Source organism: Vibrio sp. 1288 (assembly GCF_033344475.1).
On the sequence record NZ_JAWPOX010000036.1, the window covers coordinates 1 to 18,650 of the forward strand.

General features: G+C 45.0%; 16 protein-coding genes and 1 tRNA gene. 13 read left to right on the forward strand and 4 right to left on the reverse strand.

Annotation, left to right across the window (positions count from 1 at the left end):
• The first annotated feature begins 132 nt into the window (after positions 1-132).
• From R8O11_RS20525 to R8O11_RS20575, 11 genes are all read left to right on the forward strand, one after another.
• A tRNA-Met gene (locus tag R8O11_RS20525) sits at positions 133-209 on the forward strand.
• Between the two features lie 225 nt (positions 210-434).
• Positions 435-890 (forward strand): ribosome maturation factor RimP, encoded by a 456-nt coding sequence (gene rimP / locus R8O11_RS20530; RefSeq protein ID WP_005386424.1) that lies wholly within the window; start codon positions 435-437, stop codon positions 888-890.
• 36 nt (positions 891-926) lie between these two features.
• On the forward strand, positions 927-2,414 hold the full coding sequence (gene nusA, locus R8O11_RS20535) for a transcription termination factor NusA (RefSeq protein WP_005380084.1): 1,488 nt from the start codon (positions 927-929) through the stop codon (positions 2,412-2,414).
• 22 nt (positions 2,415-2,436) lie between these two features.
• Positions 2,437-5,148, forward strand: coding sequence for a translation initiation factor IF-2 (infB, locus tag R8O11_RS20540; protein ID WP_005380086.1), 2,712 nt, complete (start codon positions 2,437-2,439; stop codon positions 5,146-5,148).
• Positions 5,149-5,262: 114 nt separating this feature from the next.
• Positions 5,263-5,658, forward strand: a complete 396-nt coding sequence (gene rbfA / locus R8O11_RS20545) for a 30S ribosome-binding factor RbfA (protein WP_005380087.1) — start codon at positions 5,263-5,265, stop codon at positions 5,656-5,658.
• Entirely contained in the window at positions 5,658-6,611 is a 954-nt protein-coding gene (truB, locus tag R8O11_RS20550; protein WP_017820421.1) for a tRNA pseudouridine(55) synthase TruB, read from the forward strand. The genes rbfA and truB overlap by 1 nt, the downstream gene beginning before the upstream one ends.
• Before the next feature lie 141 nt (positions 6,612-6,752).
• A complete protein-coding gene (gene rpsO, locus R8O11_RS20555) occupies positions 6,753-7,022 on the forward strand; it encodes a 30S ribosomal protein S15 (protein WP_005380094.1) in 270 nt (89 codons plus the stop codon).
• 292 nt (positions 7,023-7,314) lie between these two features.
• Entirely contained in the window at positions 7,315-9,450 is a 2,136-nt protein-coding gene (gene pnp / locus R8O11_RS20560) for a polyribonucleotide nucleotidyltransferase (protein ID WP_005380098.1), read from the forward strand.
• Positions 9,451-9,628: 178 nt separating this feature from the next.
• Positions 9,629-10,549, forward strand: a complete 921-nt coding sequence (gene nlpI / locus R8O11_RS20565; RefSeq protein ID WP_005380101.1) for a lipoprotein NlpI — start codon at positions 9,629-9,631, stop codon at positions 10,547-10,549.
• A 99-nt stretch (positions 10,550-10,648) separates the two neighbouring features.
• On the forward strand, positions 10,649-11,071 hold the full coding sequence (locus R8O11_RS20570) for a MarR family winged helix-turn-helix transcriptional regulator (protein ID WP_005380103.1): 423 nt from the start codon (positions 10,649-10,651) through the stop codon (positions 11,069-11,071).
• 124 nt (positions 11,072-11,195) lie between these two features.
• Positions 11,196-12,542, forward strand: a complete 1,347-nt coding sequence (locus R8O11_RS20575; RefSeq protein ID WP_318194400.1) for an MATE family efflux transporter — start codon at positions 11,196-11,198, stop codon at positions 12,540-12,542.
• A 53-nt stretch (positions 12,543-12,595) separates the two neighbouring features.
• On the opposite strand, the gene R8O11_RS20580 is transcribed toward R8O11_RS20575, so the two are convergent.
• The 3 genes from R8O11_RS20580 to R8O11_RS20590 all read right to left on the reverse strand — a co-directional run bounded on the left by R8O11_RS20580 (position 12,596) and on the right by R8O11_RS20590 (position 16,681).
• Positions 12,596-13,474 (reverse strand): U32 family peptidase, encoded by an 879-nt coding sequence (locus R8O11_RS20580; protein ID WP_005380107.1) that lies wholly within the window; start codon positions 13,472-13,474, stop codon positions 12,596-12,598.
• Between the two features lie 20 nt (positions 13,475-13,494).
• Positions 13,495-14,508: a ubiquinone anaerobic biosynthesis protein UbiU gene (gene ubiU, locus R8O11_RS20585; protein WP_005380110.1), complete on the reverse strand. Its 1,014-nt coding sequence runs from the start codon at positions 14,506-14,508 to the stop codon at positions 13,495-13,497.
• Positions 14,509-14,641: 133 nt separating this feature from the next.
• A complete protein-coding gene (locus R8O11_RS20590; protein WP_248393840.1) occupies positions 14,642-16,681 on the reverse strand; it encodes a bifunctional diguanylate cyclase/phosphodiesterase in 2,040 nt (679 codons plus the stop codon).
• Positions 16,682-17,044: 363 nt separating this feature from the next.
• On the opposite strand from R8O11_RS20590, the gene ubiT reads away from it, so the two are divergent.
• Together ubiT and R8O11_RS20600 are read left to right on the forward strand one after the other, a co-directional pair.
• Entirely contained in the window at positions 17,045-17,572 is a 528-nt protein-coding gene (gene ubiT, locus R8O11_RS20595; RefSeq protein WP_005394645.1) for a ubiquinone anaerobic biosynthesis accessory factor UbiT, read from the forward strand.
• Positions 17,556-18,059 (forward strand): GNAT family N-acetyltransferase, encoded by a 504-nt coding sequence (locus R8O11_RS20600; protein ID WP_005380119.1) that lies wholly within the window; start codon positions 17,556-17,558, stop codon positions 18,057-18,059. Before ubiT ends, R8O11_RS20600 begins: the two co-directional genes overlap by 17 nt.
• 62 nt (positions 18,060-18,121) lie before the next feature.
• On the opposite strand, the gene R8O11_RS20605 is transcribed toward R8O11_RS20600, so the two are convergent.
• Positions 18,122-18,568: a hypothetical protein gene (locus R8O11_RS20605; RefSeq protein ID WP_064376539.1), complete on the reverse strand. Its 447-nt coding sequence runs from the start codon at positions 18,566-18,568 to the stop codon at positions 18,122-18,124.
• Positions 18,569-18,650: the final 82 nt, after the last annotated feature.

Consider the following 18,650-nt stretch of genomic DNA (forward strand, 5'->3'; position numbering starts at 1 on the left):
GGTGAAATTGGTAGACACGCTAGCATGAGGTGCTAGTGCCTTAGGTGTGAGGGTTCGAGTCCCTCTCTCGGCACCATGTATTTACAAACTTGTAAATCACTTGTTTGCGAGTATAATGCTCAGCAAGTCGGACGCGGGGTGGAGCAGCTTGGTAGCTCGTCGGGCTCATAACCCGAAGGTCGTCGGTTCAAATCCGGCCCCCGCAACCAATCTCTTTCTTTAAAAGGAAATCGTAGATTGGCAAGTTTGCGTAGTGCTAACCACACTACGAGTTAAGAAAAGCAATTGTTGGCTATTCTTAACGTATCAGGGTCCAGCAGCATAAAACCCCGACTATCGGGGTTTTTTGTTATCTGAGCTTTTTGAAATAGCTCAGATACTGCTTGGTTTTTTGATTGGGCTCTGAGCCCTTTTTTTGTTTCTGGAGTGGTTAAATGACTGGTTTAGAAAGACAACTTACTGAAATGCTTGACGCGCCAGTAGCGGCATCAGGTTATGAGTTAGTTGGATTAGAATTCATTCGTGCAGGCGCGCACTCAACGTTACGTATCTACATTGACCATGAAAATGGTATTAACGTAGACGACTGTGCAGAAGTTAGCCACCAAGTTAGTGCAGTTTTAGACGTTGAAGATCCAATTTCTGTTGCTTACAGCCTAGAAGTGTCTTCTCCAGGTTTAGAAAGACCACTTTTTAAAGCAGCACATTACGAGCAATTTATTGGTCACGAGGTCAGCATCGTATTGAAAATGGCTGTAGCAAACCGTCGTAAGTGGAAAGGTATTATCCACGGTGTTGATGGCGAAACAGTGACAATTACTGTAGACGGTCAGCAAGAAGAGTTTGCTCTAAGTAACATTTCCAAAGCTAACCTGATCCCTAAATTTTAGTTCCCTAAAAAAGTTTAAGCTTAGAGGCTAAATACAATGAGTAAAGAAATTTTAGCGGTAGCAGAAGCGGTATCGAACGAAAAAGCGGTACCTCGTGAGCGTATCTTTGAGGCTCTTGAGATTGCTCTAGCAACTTCTACAAAGAAAAAATACGAAATCGAAATCGACGTACGTGTTGCCATTGACCGTAAAACCGGTGAGTTTGTAACTTACCGCCGTTGGTTAGTTGTTGATGACGTTGAGAACCCTACAAAAGAGATCTCACTAGAAGCAGCGCAATACGAAGATGACTCAATCGAGCTTGGCGACTACGTAGAAGACGAAATCGAATCAGTAACGTTTGACCGTATTACGACTCAAACTGCTAAGCAAGTTATCGTACAAAAAGTTCGTGAAGCTGAGCGCGCACAAATCGTTGAACAGTTCATCGACAATGAAGGTGATCTAATCACTGGTGTCGTGAAAAAAGTAAACCGTGACACAATCGTGCTTGATCTTGGTAATAACGCTGAAGCGGTAATCCTGCGTGATGACCAACTTCCTCGTGAAAACTTCCGTCCAGGCGACCGTGTACGTGGCCTTCTTTACAAAGTCGCGCCTGAAGCACGTGGTTTCCAATTGTTCATCACTCGTTCTAAGCCAGAAATGTTGGCAGAACTGTTCCGTGTTGAAGTGCCTGAAATCGCAGAAGATATTATCGAGTTGAAAGGCGCGGCACGTGATCCTGGTTCTCGCGCTAAGATCGCTGTCAAAACAAATGACAAACGTATCGACCCTGTAGGTGCGTGTGTTGGTATGCGTGGTGCACGTGTACAAGCTGTTTCTGGCGAACTTGGTGGGGAGCGTATCGATATTGTGCTTTGGGATGATAACCCAGCTCAATTCGTTATCAACGCAATGGCGCCAGCTGATGTTGCTTCTATCATCGTTGATGAGGATGCACACTCAATGGACATCGCAGTTGAAGCTGACAACCTAGCGCAAGCTATCGGTCGTAACGGTCAAAACGTGCGTCTAGCATCTCAACTAACAGGTTGGGAACTGAATGTTATGACAGTTGCTGATCTTCAGAAGAAACACGCTGAAGAATCACAAGCATCTATTGAAAACTTCATGAAGTACCTAGATATTGAAGAAGACTTCGCTCAACTTCTTGTTGAAGAAGGTTTCTCAACGCTAGAAGAAATCGCATACGTGCCAGTTAACGAGCTACTAGAAATCGATGGTTTGAATGAAGAACTAATCGAAGAGCTTCGTGGACGTGCAAAAGATGCACTAACGACGATCGCACTAGCACAAGAAGAGTCTTTTGAAGGTCTAGAACCAGCTGAGGACCTACTTGCACTTGAAGGTCTTGAGCGTGAGATGGCATTTAAATTGGCAGCGAAAGGTGTAGCGACACTGGAAGATCTTGCTGACCAAGGTATTGACGATTTAGAAGGTATCGAAGGCCTGACCGAAGAACGTGCAGGTGAGCTAATTATGGCCGCACGTAACATCTGTTGGTTCGGCGAAGAAGCATAATTTTCGGCAAGGAGGAAGCGGCATGACACAATTAACAGTTAAAGCACTGAGTGATGAGATTGGTACGCCAGTCGACCGCTTGATTGAACAACTTGCTGACGCTGGCATTAAAAAGGCGAGCTCTGACAATGTTACTGATGAAGAGAAGCAGAAGCTTCTCTCTCATTTAAAGAAAGAACACGGTGATAAATCAGGTGATTCAGAGCCGACTCGCCTTACGCTTCAGCGTAAAACTCGTAGTACACTTAGTGTGAACGCGGGTGGTGGTAAGAGTAAGAATGTTCAGGTTGAGGTGCGCAAAAAACGTACATACGTGAAGCGCAGCACAATTGAAGATGAAGCGAAACGTGAAGCTGAAGAAGCAGCACAACGTGAAGCAGAAGAAGCAGCAAAACGTGCAGCAGAAGAAGCTGCAAAACGTGAAGCTGAAGAAGCTGCGAAACGTGAAGCTGAAGAAGCTGCAAAACGTGAAGCGGAAGAAAAAGCGAAACGTGAAGCTGAAGAAAAAGCGAAGCGAGACGTAGATACGAATGCACAACGTAATGCTGAAGAAAAAGCAAAGCGTGATGCTGAAGAGAAAATTAAGCAAGAAGCAGCGCGAAAAGAGGCCGACGAGCTTAAACGTCGTCAGGAAGAAGAAGCTAAGCGTAAGGCTGAAGAGGAAAGTCAGCGCAAGCTTGAAGAAGCTCGCGAATTGGCTGAAAAGAATAAAGAGCGTTGGTCTGCTGCAGAAGAGAAAAAGGGTGATATGGAAGATACAGATTACCATGTAACGACTTCACAATACGCACGTGAAGCCGAAGATGAAGCAGATCGCAAAGTAGAAGGCGGTCGTCGTAAGAAGAAAAAAGCAGCTTCGGGTAAAGACGACCAAGCTCGCGGTGGCCGTAACAACCAACGTGGCGGTAGAGGTCGTAAGGGCAAACTTGCTAAGCCGACTTCAATGCAGCACGGGTTTGATAAGTCAGCAACGGTTGCTAAGCAAGACGTTGTAATTGGCGAAACGATCGTTCTATCAGAACTTGCTAACAAGATGTCGGTTAAAGCGACAGAAGTTATCAAAGTAATGATGAAGATGGGCGCTATGGCGACTATCAACCAAGTGATCGACCAAGAAACAGCACAACTTGTTGCTGAAGAAATGGGCCATAAAGTAGTTCTTCGTAAAGAGAACGAACTGGAAGAAGCGGTACTATCTGACCGTGACACTAACGCGGAAGCAGTTCCACGTGCTCCAGTTGTTACTATCATGGGTCACGTTGACCACGGTAAAACGTCAACACTTGACTACATCCGTCGCACACACGTTGCTTCTGGCGAAGCGGGTGGTATTACTCAGCACATTGGTGCGTACCACGTTGAAACAGACAACGGCATGATCACGTTCCTTGATACTCCTGGACACGCAGCGTTTACTGCAATGCGTGCTCGTGGTGCTCAAGCGACAGATATCGTTGTTCTTGTAGTTGCAGCAGACGATGGCGTAATGCCACAAACAGTAGAAGCGATTCAGCACGCGAAAGCGGCAGGCGTTCCTCTAATTGTTGCTGTGAACAAGATCGATAAAGAAGACGCGAACCCAGATAACGTTAAGAACGAGCTTGCTCAATACGACGTTATTCCTGAAGAGTGGGGCGGTGAGAACATGTTCGTTCACATCTCTGCTAAACAGGGTACAAACATCGATGGTCTTCTAGAAGCAATCCTTCTTCAGTCTGAAGTTCTTGAACTTACAGCTGTAGCTGAAGGCATGGCATCTGGTGTTGTTGTTGAATCTCGCCTAGATAAAGGTCGTGGTCCAGTTGCAACAGTACTTGTTCAATCAGGTACACTAAACAAAGGCGACATCGTTCTTTGTGGTCAAGAATACGGCCGTGTTCGTGCAATGCGTGATGAGCTAGGTAAAGAAATTACTTCGGCTGGCCCATCTATCCCTGTAGAGATCCTAGGTCTTTCAGGTGTACCATCTTCAGGTGATGAAGCAACAGTAGTTCGTGACGAGCGTAAAGCGCGTGAAGTAGCTAACTACCGTGCTGGTAAGTTCCGTGAAGTGAAACTTGCTCGTCAGCAGAAATCTAAACTAGAGAACATGTTCTCTAACATGACTGCTGGTGAAGTTGCTGAACTTAACGTTGTACTTAAAGCAGACGTTCAAGGTTCTGTAGAAGCAATCGCAGACTCACTAGTTAAGCTATCTACTGACGAAGTTAAAGTGAACATCGTTGGTTCTGGTGTTGGTGGTATTACGGAAACTGACGTAGTACTAGCGGAAGCTTCAAACGCAATCATCCTTGGCTTTAACGTTCGTGCAGATGCTTCTGCTCGTCGTGCTGTTGAAGCCGCAGCTGTTGACTTACGTTACTACTCAATCATTTACCAATTGATTGACGAAGTGAAACAAGCAATGGGCGGTATGCTTGCTCCAGAATTCAAGCAAGAGATCATTGGTCTTGCTGAAGTTCGTGACGTGTTTAAGTCACCGAAACTGGGCGCTATCGCTGGTTGTATGGTTACAGAAGGTGTGATCAAGCGTAACAACCCAATCCGTGTACTACGTGATAACGTTGTTATTTACGAAGGTGAACTAGAGTCACTGCGTCGTTTCAAAGATGACGTTCAAGAAGTTAAGAATGGCTACGAATGTGGTATCGGCGTTAAGAACTACAATGATGTTCGCGTTGGTGACCAAATCGAAGTCTTCGAAATCGTTGAAATTAAACGTACTCTAGACTAATTGACTAAAATTACTAATATTGTCTTTGAAAGATAAGTAGTAATTGGTTGTTGAATACACCATGGGGGGCTGGCTTTGACCAACCCCCCATTCTTTCTATATAAGAGTAAAGATATGTCAAAAGAATTTAGCCGCACGCAGCGCGTTGCACAGCAGCTGCAAAAAGAACTAGCGATGATCCTTCAACGTGAAGTTCGTGACTCTCGCCTTGGCATGGTGACGATCTCAGACGTAGAAGTCTCTCGTGACCTAGCTTACGCAAAAGTATTTGTGACCTTCCTATGTGTGGGTGAGCAAACACCTGAATCATGTCTAGCAGCGCTACGTGAGCACGAAGTGCACATTCGCATGATGTTAGGTAAGCGTATTCGTCTACGTTTAACGCCAGAAATCCGCTTCCACTATGACAATACGCTTGTTGAAGGTATGCGTATGTCTAACCTAGTGTCTGAAGTCGTTAGTTCAGACAAACAAAAGCAAAAAGATTCTGGTCGTGAGGACGAAGAATAATGGCTCGTCGTCGTAAAGGTCGTCCAATTAATGGCGTTATACTGTTGGACAAACCAACAGGTATCTCTTCCAATGATGCACTGCAAAAAGTAAAGCGAATCTACTTTGCCGAGAAAGCAGGCCACACTGGAGCCTTGGACCCATTAGCGACAGGCATGCTGCCAATTTGCTTGGGTGAAGCGACAAAATTTTCTCAGTTTCTTCTTGATTCTGATAAACGCTACCGCGTGATCGCAAAGCTGGGTGAACGTACCAATACGTCTGACTCGGATGGTGAAGTTGTAGAGACGCGTCCAGTCGATGTTACGTTAGACAAGCTAGAAGCGTGCATCGATCAGTTCCGTGGTGAATCTGATCAAGTGCCTTCCATGTTCTCTGCGTTGAAGTATCAAGGTAAACCCTTGTATGAATACGCTCGTAAAGGCATCGAAGTTCCGCGTGAATCTCGTAAGATCACGGTATATGAGATTGTTCTTCACCGTTTTGAAGGCGATGAAGTAGAGATGGAAGTGCACTGCTCTAAAGGTACCTATATTCGTACTATCGTTGATGATCTGGGCGAAATGTTAGGTTGTGGTGCGCACGTAACTATGCTTCGTCGTACTGGTGTGGCTAAATACCCTTACGAGAATATGGTAACACTTGAGCAACTAAATGAGTTGCTAGAGCAAGCTCACCGCGAGGAACGAGCGCCTCGAGAACTACTGGACCCGCTACTTTTGCCAATGGATACAGCGGTAGAAGACTTACCAGAAGTCAACTTGGTGCCTGAACTGGCGGATATGGTCCAACATGGGCAGCCCGTTCAAGTATTTGGTGCTCCGACAGAGGGCTCACTTCGCCTTACTATGGGTGAAGAACGCTTATTTATTGGCGTTGGCGAAATGAACGAAGATGGCAAAATCGCTCCTAAGCGATTGGTCGTGTTCCGAGATGACGTTGCATCCAAGTAAATGATTGAAAATACCGACCTGAGTGTCGGTATTTTTATATTGCACGAGATAGGAAATTTCCCTATAATCCGCGCTTCGCGTAGCGGCTGAATCAGAGATTGGCTGCTACAACTTTAAACCTACTCTTATTAGGAGAGAATTATGTCTCTGAATGCAGAAACTAAAGCAGCAATCGTTGCAGAATACGCACAAGGCGAAGGCGACACTGGTTCACCAGAAGTTCAAGTAGCTCTACTTACAGCTTCTATCAACCACCTACAAGGTCACTTCAAAGCGCACAAAGGCGATCACCACAGCCGTCGTGGTCTTCTACGCATGGTTTCTCGTCGTCGTAAGCTTCTAGATTACCTAAAAGGTAAAAACCTAGCTCGCTACCAAGACCTAATCAAACGTCTAGGCCTACGTCGCTAATCAGCGACTGCATAGCAGTTTGTCTAAAAAGGGGCTTTATGCCCCTTTTTTGTTGCCTAAATTTAGCCAAATTAGACTTATGCCGTTATAATACTGGCGGCTAAACCTTGTAAGAGGTTTTCTCAAAAGCTCATAGCATTACAGTCAACCACGTCGACCAAAAGGTCGCGACTATTCAAAAGGAATTTCCGAGTTTCTTTTTACTAGTCGCGATTCGTAATGCCTTGAGTGTCAATTAACACATCTAAGATTTCTTTAAGCACTAAAGGAAGATTAGAAACAAGGAATAACAATGTTCGAAAAACCAGTTGTTAAAACGTTCCAGTACGGTAACCACACAGTTACTTTAGAAACTGGCGTTATTGCACGTCAAGCTACAGCAGCAGTTATGGTCACAATGGATGATACGTCTGTATTCGTATCTGTTGTAGGTAAAAAAGAAGCCGTTGCAGGTCAAGACTTCTTCCCACTAACGGTTAACTACCAAGAGCGTACTTACGCTGCGGGTAAAATCCCAGGCGGCTTCTTCAAACGTGAAGGTCGTCCTTCTGAAGGCGAAACGCTAACAGCTCGTCTAATCGACCGTCCAATCCGTCCGCTATTCCCAGACGCGTTTAAAAACGAAGTTCAGGTTATCGCGACAGTAATGTCTGTAAACCCAGATGTTCAGCCAGATATCGTTACAATGATCGGTACTTCTGCTGCTCTTGCTATCTCTGGCATTCCATTCAACGGCCCTATCGGTGCGGCGCGTGTTGGTCATATCGATGGTCAGCTTGTACTTAACCCTAGCCAAACTGAACTAGAAACTTCTAAGCTTGACCTTGTTGTTGCAGGTACAGAGTCAGCAGTACTGATGGTTGAGTCAGAAGCGGACAACCTAACTGAAGAAGAAATGCTAGCGGCGGTTGTTTATGGTCATGACCAACAACAAGTTGCTATTCAAGCTATCAACGAATTCAAAGCAGAAGTTGCAACTCCTGCTTGGGATTGGGTTGCTCCTGAAGAGAACACAGCGCTTAAAAATAAGATTGCTGATCTAGCAGAAGCTAAACTTGTTGAAGCTTACCAAATTACTGAGAAAATGGCTCGTTACGACCGCATCCATGAGATCGCTGCGGAAGTAAATGAAGTTCTTCTTGCTGAAGATCCTGAAGCAGACACAAAAGAAATCCACACTATCTTCCATGATCTAGAGAAGACAGTAGTACGTAGCCGTATTATTGCAGGTAACCCTCGTATCGATGGCCGTGAAAAAGACATGGTTCGTGCACTAGATGTACGTACTGGTGTTCTTCCTCGTACTCACGGTAGCGCGCTATTCACTCGTGGTGAAACTCAGGCGATCGTTACTGCAACGCTAGGTACTCAGCGTGATGCTCAAATCATCGATGAGCTAACTGGTGAGCGTAAAGATCACTTCCTACTGCACTACAACTTCCCTCCATACTGTGTAGGTGAAACTGGTTTTGTAGGTTCTCCTAAGCGTCGTGAAATCGGCCACGGTAAACTGGCGAAGCGTGGTATTGCTGCAGTAATGCCTTCTGTTGATGAGTTCCCATACACAGTACGTGTTGTATCGGAAATCACTGAATCTAACGGTTCATCTTCAATGGCTTCAGTATGTGGTACTTCTCTTGCACTTATGGACGCAGGTGTGCCAATCAAAGCATCTGTTGCTGGTATCGCAATGGGTCTTGTTAAAGAAGGTGACGATTTCGTTGTACTTTCTGACATCCTTGGCGATGAAGACCACCTAGGTGACATGGACTTTAAAGTAGCAGGTACTAACACTGGTATCACTGCACTTCAAATGGACATCAAGATCGAAGGCATCACTAAAGAAATCATGCAAATTGCGCTTAACCAAGCTCAAGGCGCACGTAAGCACATCCTATCTGTAATGGATGAAGCAATCTCTGGTGCTCGTGAAGACATCTCTGAATTTGCTCCGCGTATTCACACGATGAAGATCAGCGCTGAGAAGATCAAAGACGTTATCGGTAAAGGTGGTGCAGTTATCCGTGCTCTAACTGAAGAGACTGGTACAACTATCGAAATCGAAGACGACGGTACTATCAAGATTGCGGCAACTGAAGGCACTGCTGCGAAAGAAGCTATCCGCCGTATCGAAGAGATCACTGCTGAAGTTGAAGTGGGCCGTATCTACACAGGTAAAGTTGCACGTCTAGCAGACTTCGGTGCATTCGTAACGGTTCTTCCAGGCAAAGATGGTCTTGTACACATTTCTCAAATCGCAGAAAAACGCGTAGAGAAAGTGTCTGACTACCTAGCTGAAGGTCAAGAAGTTCAAGTTAAAGTTCTTGAAATCGACCGCCAAGGCCGTGTACGTCTAAGCATGAAAGAAGCGGTAGAAAAGCCAGCTGAAGAAGCTGCTGCTGAAGCACCAGCTGCTAAAGACGAGTAAGACAAAATGAGACTTTCAGCCTTTTATTAGATTAAGGGCCTGAAAGCATGTTATAAAAGGGGAGCATTTTCGCTCCCCTTTTTTGGTTTGTTTCGATGTATTAACCTCAAACGAGGTTATCGCCTATATTGCATTAAGAGAAATAAATCTTGAGCGGTCCAAACAGGAGTATCAATTAGTGAAATGGTTTCAAACCGCAATTTTATGTGTTGCTATCGCGCTGACCGGTTGTGCAAATACTTCTCAACAATCAGCACAAAAGTGGTTATATCCACCGATGGCGGTGCCACTTCAGCCTAGTGTTCAACAAGAAGTACAAATCGCGCGTCTCTCGCAGTTGCTACAACGTCCCGACCTTAGTGATGAAGTGCGCGCTAAAATGCATTATGAGCGCGGTAGCTACTACGACAGCGTTGGTTTACGTGATCTTGCCCGTTTGGACTTTAACCAGTCTTTGCAGTTGAATCCTGCTCAGCCGGACATCTTCAATCTTTTGGGAGTATACTTTACCCAAGTAGGAGAGTTTGATGCGGCATATGAAGCGTTTGACTCGACCATAGAGTTGGCTCCTGATAATACCTATGCTGAGCGCAACCGTGCGATTGCACTGTATTATGGTGGCAGAATCGATCTCGCTTTAGAAGATATGACCAAGCATTATCAAGAAATGCCAACGGATCCTTTTCGTTCATTATGGCTGTACATCATCGAAGCTGAGCAAAATCCAGAGCAAGCAAAAGCCAATCTTCAACAGCGTTATTTACGAGATCGTAGTGAAGAGTGGGGATGGGTTCTTGTTGCCATCATGCTACGAGACGTCTCGGACGAAGACGCGCTTAAAGCAATTATGGATGGAACGAGAGAGAACTATCGCCTAGCTGAACGATTGACGGAAACGTATTTCTACCTTGGAAAGCGTAATCAGCTTGAAGGTGATATCGCAAGTGCCATCTCACTTTATAAGCTCGCGATTTCGTTCAACGTTTACGATTATGTTGAGCATCGCTATTCTTTCTTGGAGTTGGCGCAAATTTACGATCAATTACAGCAAGATAGATTGGCCAAGTTAAAGGCTGCCAAGAAGCTGGAAATTGAATGATTTAGAGCCGCTCGATGAGAGCGGCTTTTTTTATGATTGAACTTGATGAGTGACTCATTTAAAATAGTTAGTCTTGCTAACTAAGTGGTGGTGGCTTTTATGGCATTAGAAGAAAGCTTGATTGATTTAGAGCGTTTTTGCGCCAAAGCTTGGCGTGTCTATGCCAAAGAAGATCCATTATCACATCTAAGCTTTAATGAGTTCGATTATTTACGTGTGATTCAGGTTTACCCTGAGGGTGTGCGAATAACCGATCTTGCAGAAGAGCTGCAAGTGACTAAGCCTTCCGCATCGACAATGGTTGTGCGTTTGGAAAAAAAGGGTTTGGTGAAACGCATCGCATGTAATGAGGATGCTCGTGCTAAGCGTGTGTTGCTTACGGAAGAAGTCGCAGAAAAAATGTCTTTGGAGCAGGTAGTGTACAAAGATATCTCTGACCAAATGATGCAACAATTAAATCAGCAAGAAGCTGAACAGTTACAAGCTTTATTGAATAAAGCATTGAGTAATAAGTCATTTTAAACTAAAGCAAAGGCCTCAGCTGTATGGTTTAGTTTTTGTTGTTTCATCTTTCTTTTATTTAATTTAACCATTTAGTTAGTCTTGCTAATTAAATGGTTAGCTTTGCTAACTACTGGTGACAGTCATGCAAAACTCAATTTATAGACAGTTTTGGAAATATACGATTCCAACCGTCGCAGCAATGCTCGTAAACGGTTTGTATCAAATAGTTGATGGCATTTTTATTGGCCGTTATGTTGGCGCTGACGGATTAGCTGGGATCAATGTTGCGTGGCCTATTATCGGTTCGATCCTCGGTATAGGAATAATGATTGGGGTGGGGACTGGCGCGCTGACTTCGATCAAGCAAGGAGAGAACGATCATGAAGGCGCTAAGCGAATCCTAACGACCGGATTGACGTTGTTAGCGGCATTGATGCCGGTCGTTGCTACAATATTGTTCTTGTTTTCGGATGAATTTATTCGCTGGCAAGGTGCGGAAGGGCGAGTGTTTGAACTTGCGCTGCAATATTTGCATATTCTGATTGTCGCGTGCGTATTCACGTTGGGTTCTATCGCAGTTCCGTTTCTGTTACGCAATGACGACAGCCCGAACTTAGCAACGATTTTGATGGTCATCGGTGCCGTTATTAACATCGTATTAGACTACGTATTTATTGCTTGGTTGGAGTGGGAGTTAACCGGAGCCGCTATTGCCACTGCACTTGCACAATTAGTGGTCACTGTGCTCGGTATTGGTTACTTCTTTACTTCAAAAGCAACATTACGCCTTCGTATCCGCGACTTCAAAGTTCAGGTTGATGCTGCACCAAAGATTATCATGATAGGTACATCAAGTTTCTTTATGTACGCCTACGGCTCTGTGATGGTGGCACTGCACAACGCGTTATTTGCTCAATACGGAAGTGCAATGTTGATCGGAGCGTACGCCATTTTGGGGTACATCGTGACGGTTTACTATCTGATAGCCGAAGGAATTGCGAATGGTATGCAGCCTTTAGTGAGCTTCAACCACGGTGCACGTAATCAGGAGAACATCAGAAAGTTATTAAAGGTCGCGATGGGGACATCTGTGCTTGGTGGGGTGGCGTTCGTTGTTTTGATGAACCTTTTCCCGTACGAACTGGTTGCGGTGTTTAATAATGCTGACCAACAGTTGATTGATAGCACTGTGATCGGGATTCGTTTACACATGTTTGCGTTGTTCTTAGATGGTTTTTTAGTTGTGGCGGCCGCGTACTATCAATCAGTAAACAAAGGCAGCAAAGCTATGTTTGTAACACTAGGCAACATGCTGGTCCAGTTGCCATTCTTATTCATTATGCCGAAACTTTTCAGCGTGACAGGCATTTGGTTAGCTTTCCCATTGTCTAACATTGCATTGAGTTTGGTCGTGATCAGTATGTTGTGGCGAGATGTGAAAAAGCTGCTTAATGAAACTTCGGCTGAGCCAACAGTGCAAGCCTGTTAACAATGGCTGATAGAGAAAAGCGAGGTTGGGCCTCGCTTTTCTTTTTTGGGGAGCTAAATGTTTTTTACTTCTAAGCCAGCTAGCTGATGCCAATAGCCATTGCATTGGCGGCTTTCAAGTTTTTCAGGGTTGTCGCCGTGCTCGTTTGAGCGAAAATGCTCTAACTCAGAAAGTGTACTCACACCGAGAGGGCTTAATCGGACCACATCAACTAGGCCTTGCATACTTGGTAAGTCATTGATCAGGTTATAACAATACCCTGATTGCGTTTGAATGCCGTTAAGGTTAAAGACTTCTTGTCCTTCTTGGCTGCTGACCTGGATACCCGTAGGGTATTTGATACAGCAGGTTTCGCAATCGTCTTTCGCTAGGTTTTCAGCTCGGGCTGTGAAACAGCGAGCGGAATATGCTAAAGGCAAATAACCGTGGCTAAATACCTCAACTTCAAACTTGTTACGAATACCAAGCTCGTCACACTGAACCAAAGTATCGTTTAACCATTCGCGAGAGAGCTCGACAGGCATGCACCAACGCATCATACCTTGCTTCAAAAATAAGTTGAGCGTGTGTGCGTTATAAGTATTGATTGCAGGGCCAACGACGAAAGGCACTTTATGCTCTGATGCCAATTGAACAGCAGATACGTCATTTGCTTCAATCGCGAAGTCACCGTTGTCGATGTACTTCTTCATTATGTTTACTTCACTCGGAGCTTCTAGTAGTGCCATTGTTGATAGCACCACTTGCTTGCCAGATGCAGACAGCTCTTTTGCTATTTCAAGCCAATGCGAAGGCTTCATTTCTCGACGTTTTGAGCATACGGTTTCCCCAAGATAGATGATGTCCGCGGAGCTTGATTTCGCTTGTTCATAAAACGCTTCGATGTCTTGTTTTGGCCAGAAGTACAACAGCGGGCCAAGCGCGTATTTCATTGAATTATCCATCTTAACCTCTACTGCCATTTGCGGTGATAAGCACCAAGTGTGGTCTGCGTACCTTCAGACACGTTTGCCAATGCGGCATCCCAAGCCGCTTCGACTTGATAAGCTTCTGGGTTTGCTTGGTAACGGTCAATCGCGGCTCGCCATGTTCGAGTGACTTGTTCTACGTAAGCTGGGCTACGTTGGCGACCTTCAATTTTTACAGACGCCACATTTGCAGCAAATAGTTCTGGCAGCATAGAGAGGGTGTTCAAACTGGTTGGTTCTTCCAGTGCGTGGTAGCGTTTTTTCTCGCCTTCGATTTCTGCTTCGAAACGGCCTTTACACAAGGTAGGGTAGCCCGCATTTTCACCGGTGCTGTAGCGATCGATCAAAATGTCGTTAAGGCGGGATTCCAGACCATTTTCTGTTTCTTGCCAGCGAACGTACTTAGCTGGAGAGCATGCTCCCACAGTGTTTGGAGACTCGCCTGTCATGTATGACGATAGGTAGCAGCGACCTTCAGACATGATGCAAAGGCTACCAAAAGCAAAGACTTCTAACTCGACATCGCTAGTGATGTTGCGTGAGAGCTGTTTGACCTGATGAATCGATAAAACGCGGGGTAGCACTACCCGTTTTACGTTGAAGTTTTGTTTGTAAAAATCAATGGCTGCGACGTTGGTCGCTGATGCTTGCACTGAAAGGTGTAGTTCCAGATCGGGATATTTGCGAGCCGCGTACTCCAGCACTGCAATGTCTGCAACAATCAGCGCGTCTACACCCAGTGCCGCTGCATTGTCTACTGCGTTCGTCCAGCGCTCGAAGCCATTGGGATGAGCGAAGGTATTCAACGCGACATGAATTTTTTTATTGCGGTCATGAACGTATTGCACCGCTTTTTCTAACTTTTTGCCGTTAAAGTTGAGGCCAGCAAAGTGACGGGCGTTGGTATCATCTTTGAAACCAATGTAGACGGCATCGGCACCGCAATCAATCGCAGTTTTTAACGCAGGCAGGTTACCCGCGGGACACAAGAGTTCCATATGCTCACAATCATTGAGAATAAAAAGGTGTCCGCATTTTATGAAGAATTATGAATAGCGAAATTGACCTAAGTTAGGTTTAGCTCAATAAAGTCGATATTTACCCCTTGCGAGTAAGGGTATCGGGTCGGGGTTAGTTCTTGTGACGACGATTCTGTACAAACAGCTCTTCAATTTCGTGTTTTGGCTGTGGGCGATAAAAATGGAATCCTTGAATCGCATTACATTGAAGGTTAGAGAGCAAAGTAGCTTGCTGGTGGGTTTCCACCCCCTCGGCAACGACAGTTAAGTCGAGCGACTTACCCAGATTAATGATGTTTTCAATCACAGTGACTTGTTTCGGTAGTGTGTCTATATCATTAATAAAAGCGCGGTCGATTTTTAGCTCGTCAATAGGGAAACGCGCTAAGTAGGAAAGAGAAGAGTAGCCGGTACCAAAGTCATCGATAGAGAGAGCGAAGCCAAGCTTTTTAATCGCATTCAACATTTGCAGTGTATGTTCGCTATCACTCATCACGGCACTTTCGGTTAGCTCGAAGGTAATGCAGCTTGGATCAAGCTCGGTAGTGCGAAGCAACTTTTCCATAAAGTCGATCAGCTGTGGGTTGCCAAATTGCTCGGGAGAGAGGTTGATGGCGACACGGCCTGGCAGTATGCCCTGTTGTTTCCAACGTTTTACCGTATTGAAAACATCACGCATCACGACACGTCCAAGGTGTTCGATTAACCCAGCGCGCTCGGCGACAGGAATGAATGAGCCAGGACTAATGTACCCTTCGACTGGATGCTTCCAACGAACGAGCGCTTCTGCGCCGTTGATACTGAAGTCTCGCGCGTTAACCTTAGGTTGATACCACACTTCCAAACCGTTCTGCTGCAATGCTTTTTGCAGTTCGATTTCAAGCCACAAACGCATACGCGCTTCTTTGTTCATTTGATCGTTAAATTTGATCAGACGATTTCTACCACGATCTTTGGCTTCATACATCGCAGTATCGGCATTTTGTAGTAGGATTCGCGCATCTTGTCCGTCTTCAGGGTATCGAACGCTACCAATTGAACAGGCAAGGCGTTTACTGAAGTGGTGCAAGTCGAAAGGTTGGTTGATCAACGAGATAATGCGATCGGACAAAATTTCAGCCATGCGGGTGTTTTCTGGCTCCGGCAGAATGACGCCAAACTCATCGCCACCCAAATGACCAATAATCGCTTGGTTTGGTAGTAACCGTTTAAGACGGGCCGATACCTCTTGAATCACTTTATCGCCAATATGGTGACCAAGTGAGTCATTAATGTTTTTGAAGTTATCGATATCCAAATAGAACACCAGAAGCGGTGTTTGCTTTTTGATCAGCTGTTCCAAACGTTTGGTGAAGCCAAAGCGGTTGTAGAGTTTGGTGAGCGAGTCAATGTGTATGTCTTCATTCGATGCAGAAGACAGGTTTTTGGGCGCATCATCAGCATCTTGGATTAGGATAATTTGAGATTCGCTACCTAATATCGCCGTGGAATCCGCGTGTAGCTGAACTTTCCGTTCAAAGCCGCATCTTGCACTGGTTAAGCAGACAAAAGGTTTGTCAGAAATTAATGTACTCAATCGATGACTAAATACCTTTTTACTGTTTTCATCGATGAATAAACGACTTAGCTCTTCGCCCAACAATTCATGAGGAGAGTTAAGTCCGAGAAGGCGCGCTGATGCGGGGTTCGCAGAGATGACAATATCATCTTCGATAAGCAGTAAGCCGTCTGGTAGCAGTTGTGTTAACTTCGCAAACTTACTTTCGGACTCTTCTAAGGAGCGAACGAGTATCTGCTTTTCTGAAGTATCGACAGCGTGAAAAACAACAAAGCGAATGTCGTTACCTTCAAAAACTGGCGAAAGACTAAAGTGAAGACTGGTTTCAAGGTCGGTTTCATCGAGCGTGATTTCGGCTTCGACATGTGTCCCTTTGAACGCGCGCTGATAGTATGGTGCAAGCTTCTTATAAAACTGTTCACCCAGCACTTGGCAATCGTTTAAGCCGACGATTTCCTCATGACTTAAACCTGCGATATCGCAGTAACGGTCACTTACCATTCGATAATTGTGTTTTTTATCAAGAATGGCAAAGAAGAAAGGGCTATTTGAGGTTAGCGTGGCAAACCAATGTTTTAATTGCTGGGAAGGCATTAGGGTATTACCGATCTCCAATGAGCCAGATTATTCGTCCGTGTATAAAAAGCGACACCCTGATAAGCCTGCGGCGGTCTACCACCAAGCTAAAGTGTTACCTGCCATTAAAGGGCTCGCGGTTTTAGCTGTGCAGTCGACAATCACATGGATACGCTCAGATAACTATAACTTTGAAAATACGGTTGTAAAAGTGTTTATCCACCTGTTCGCATCAATAATACACGTAAGTTCAAAAAAAGAAGCGTTAGTGAGCAATAAACCACCAATCTAAAATAAGCACTTTATTGATACATAACAGTAATCTCATCGCCACGATTGCTTAATATAAGCAACCTAATGACAAAGTAACGGATAATGAACGTGTTAAACAAGATTCGCAGTCAACTAGTAAAGAACGCAGCTAATATTTTGCGTTCTCCAGTCCAGTTATTACCACAGCCAATTCAGCAAAAAGCGTTGCTGGAAGGGCTAAAAATGGTGTTTAAAGAAGCCTTGGAAGATGGTGACTTTGAGTTCCTTGAAGACAAGTGGTTAAAAGTTGCGATTAAAGACTTGAACTTAGCATGGTACATCAGCTATCAAGACGAAAAATTGGTGGTAGCTGAAAAACCAGTTCAGGAAGATGTGAGTTTTAGTGGTAATCTAAACGACCTAGTACTGATTGCTGGTCGTAAAGAAGACCCTGACACACTGTTCTTCCAACGTCGCCTTTCAATTGAAGGTGATACTGAGCTTGGCTTAGAAGTGAAAAACTTAATGGACAGTGTCGACTTAGAGCAGTTACCGAAAGCAATGCAAGTCGCTTTGAATCAATTGGCTGATTTTGTTCAGAAAGGAGTTCAAGCGCCTGCACAACCAACCGGAGTAGCGAATGCTTATTCGAACTGAAGCCCCAGCGGACATTCTTACCATTGACCGCTTATTGAAACACGCCTTCCCGACGGAAGCTGAAGCTGAGCTTGTGATGCGTTTGCGCGAAAACAGCAAATTCACGCTTTCCTTAGTCGCGTGTACAGATGAGGGAGAGGTGATAGGCCATGCTTTATTTAGCCCTGTGACCTTAAATGGTGAAGATTTGTCATGGCAAGGGCTAGCGCCATTAGCTGTTCATGAAGATTACCGTCGCCAAGGCATCGCTGCAGAGTTGATCAAAGAAGGTTTTGATTCACTGCGTGATTTTGGCTACCCAGTGTGTGTGGTGTTGGGCGATCCTGATTATTACGCGCGCCAGGGTTTTCAATCATGCGACGAGATGGGCTTTGAATGTGCTTGGGATGTCCCTAAAGGTGCATTTCGAGTCGCAGAGTTGGTCGAAGGTCAATGTGCTGGACGCTCCGGACGCATAGACTATGCGCCAGAGTTCTCTGAACTGTAAATGAAAGAAGCCCACGACTAAGTGGGCTTCTTTCTTATTCACTGAAAACTGAGATAGGGAGGTTAGGATGACTGGTTACTTTTCTTTTTGCCCCAGACCTCTATTTTCGCTTTTTTACTTACCCCTAGCAGGCTAAGTTTTGTGCTTCCCCAGCTACTGTAAGTCATTTCAATCCGTTTTAGCTTGGCTTCTTTTGTACCTGGAAGGCTCCAGGCACGAGTCGACAATCCGCTTGTTAGTACGCCCATAGAGGAAAGCTTTTTCTCACTACCATCTGTCATGACGACTTTTAAACCATTAATGTCTACCGTTCCTTGCACACATTTTAGTTTTATTTTACTGAAGCTTCGGTTTCGGAATAGGCTATTTGGTGTCACGGTATCTGTTTCTGTATGAAAGTTAACGGTTTTCGTTGCAATCAGCTCCCACTCATCGCTGTTATTAGCAAAAACACTCACGCTGGTGGCGGCTACCAGTGTGCAAAGTAGTAGCGTATTTAAGAATTTCATAATGTACCTCATATGTCATACCCAATGTGTGGCCGTTGGCAAAACGCTATGTTCAGGAATATCCAAACCATCTCATTGTGTT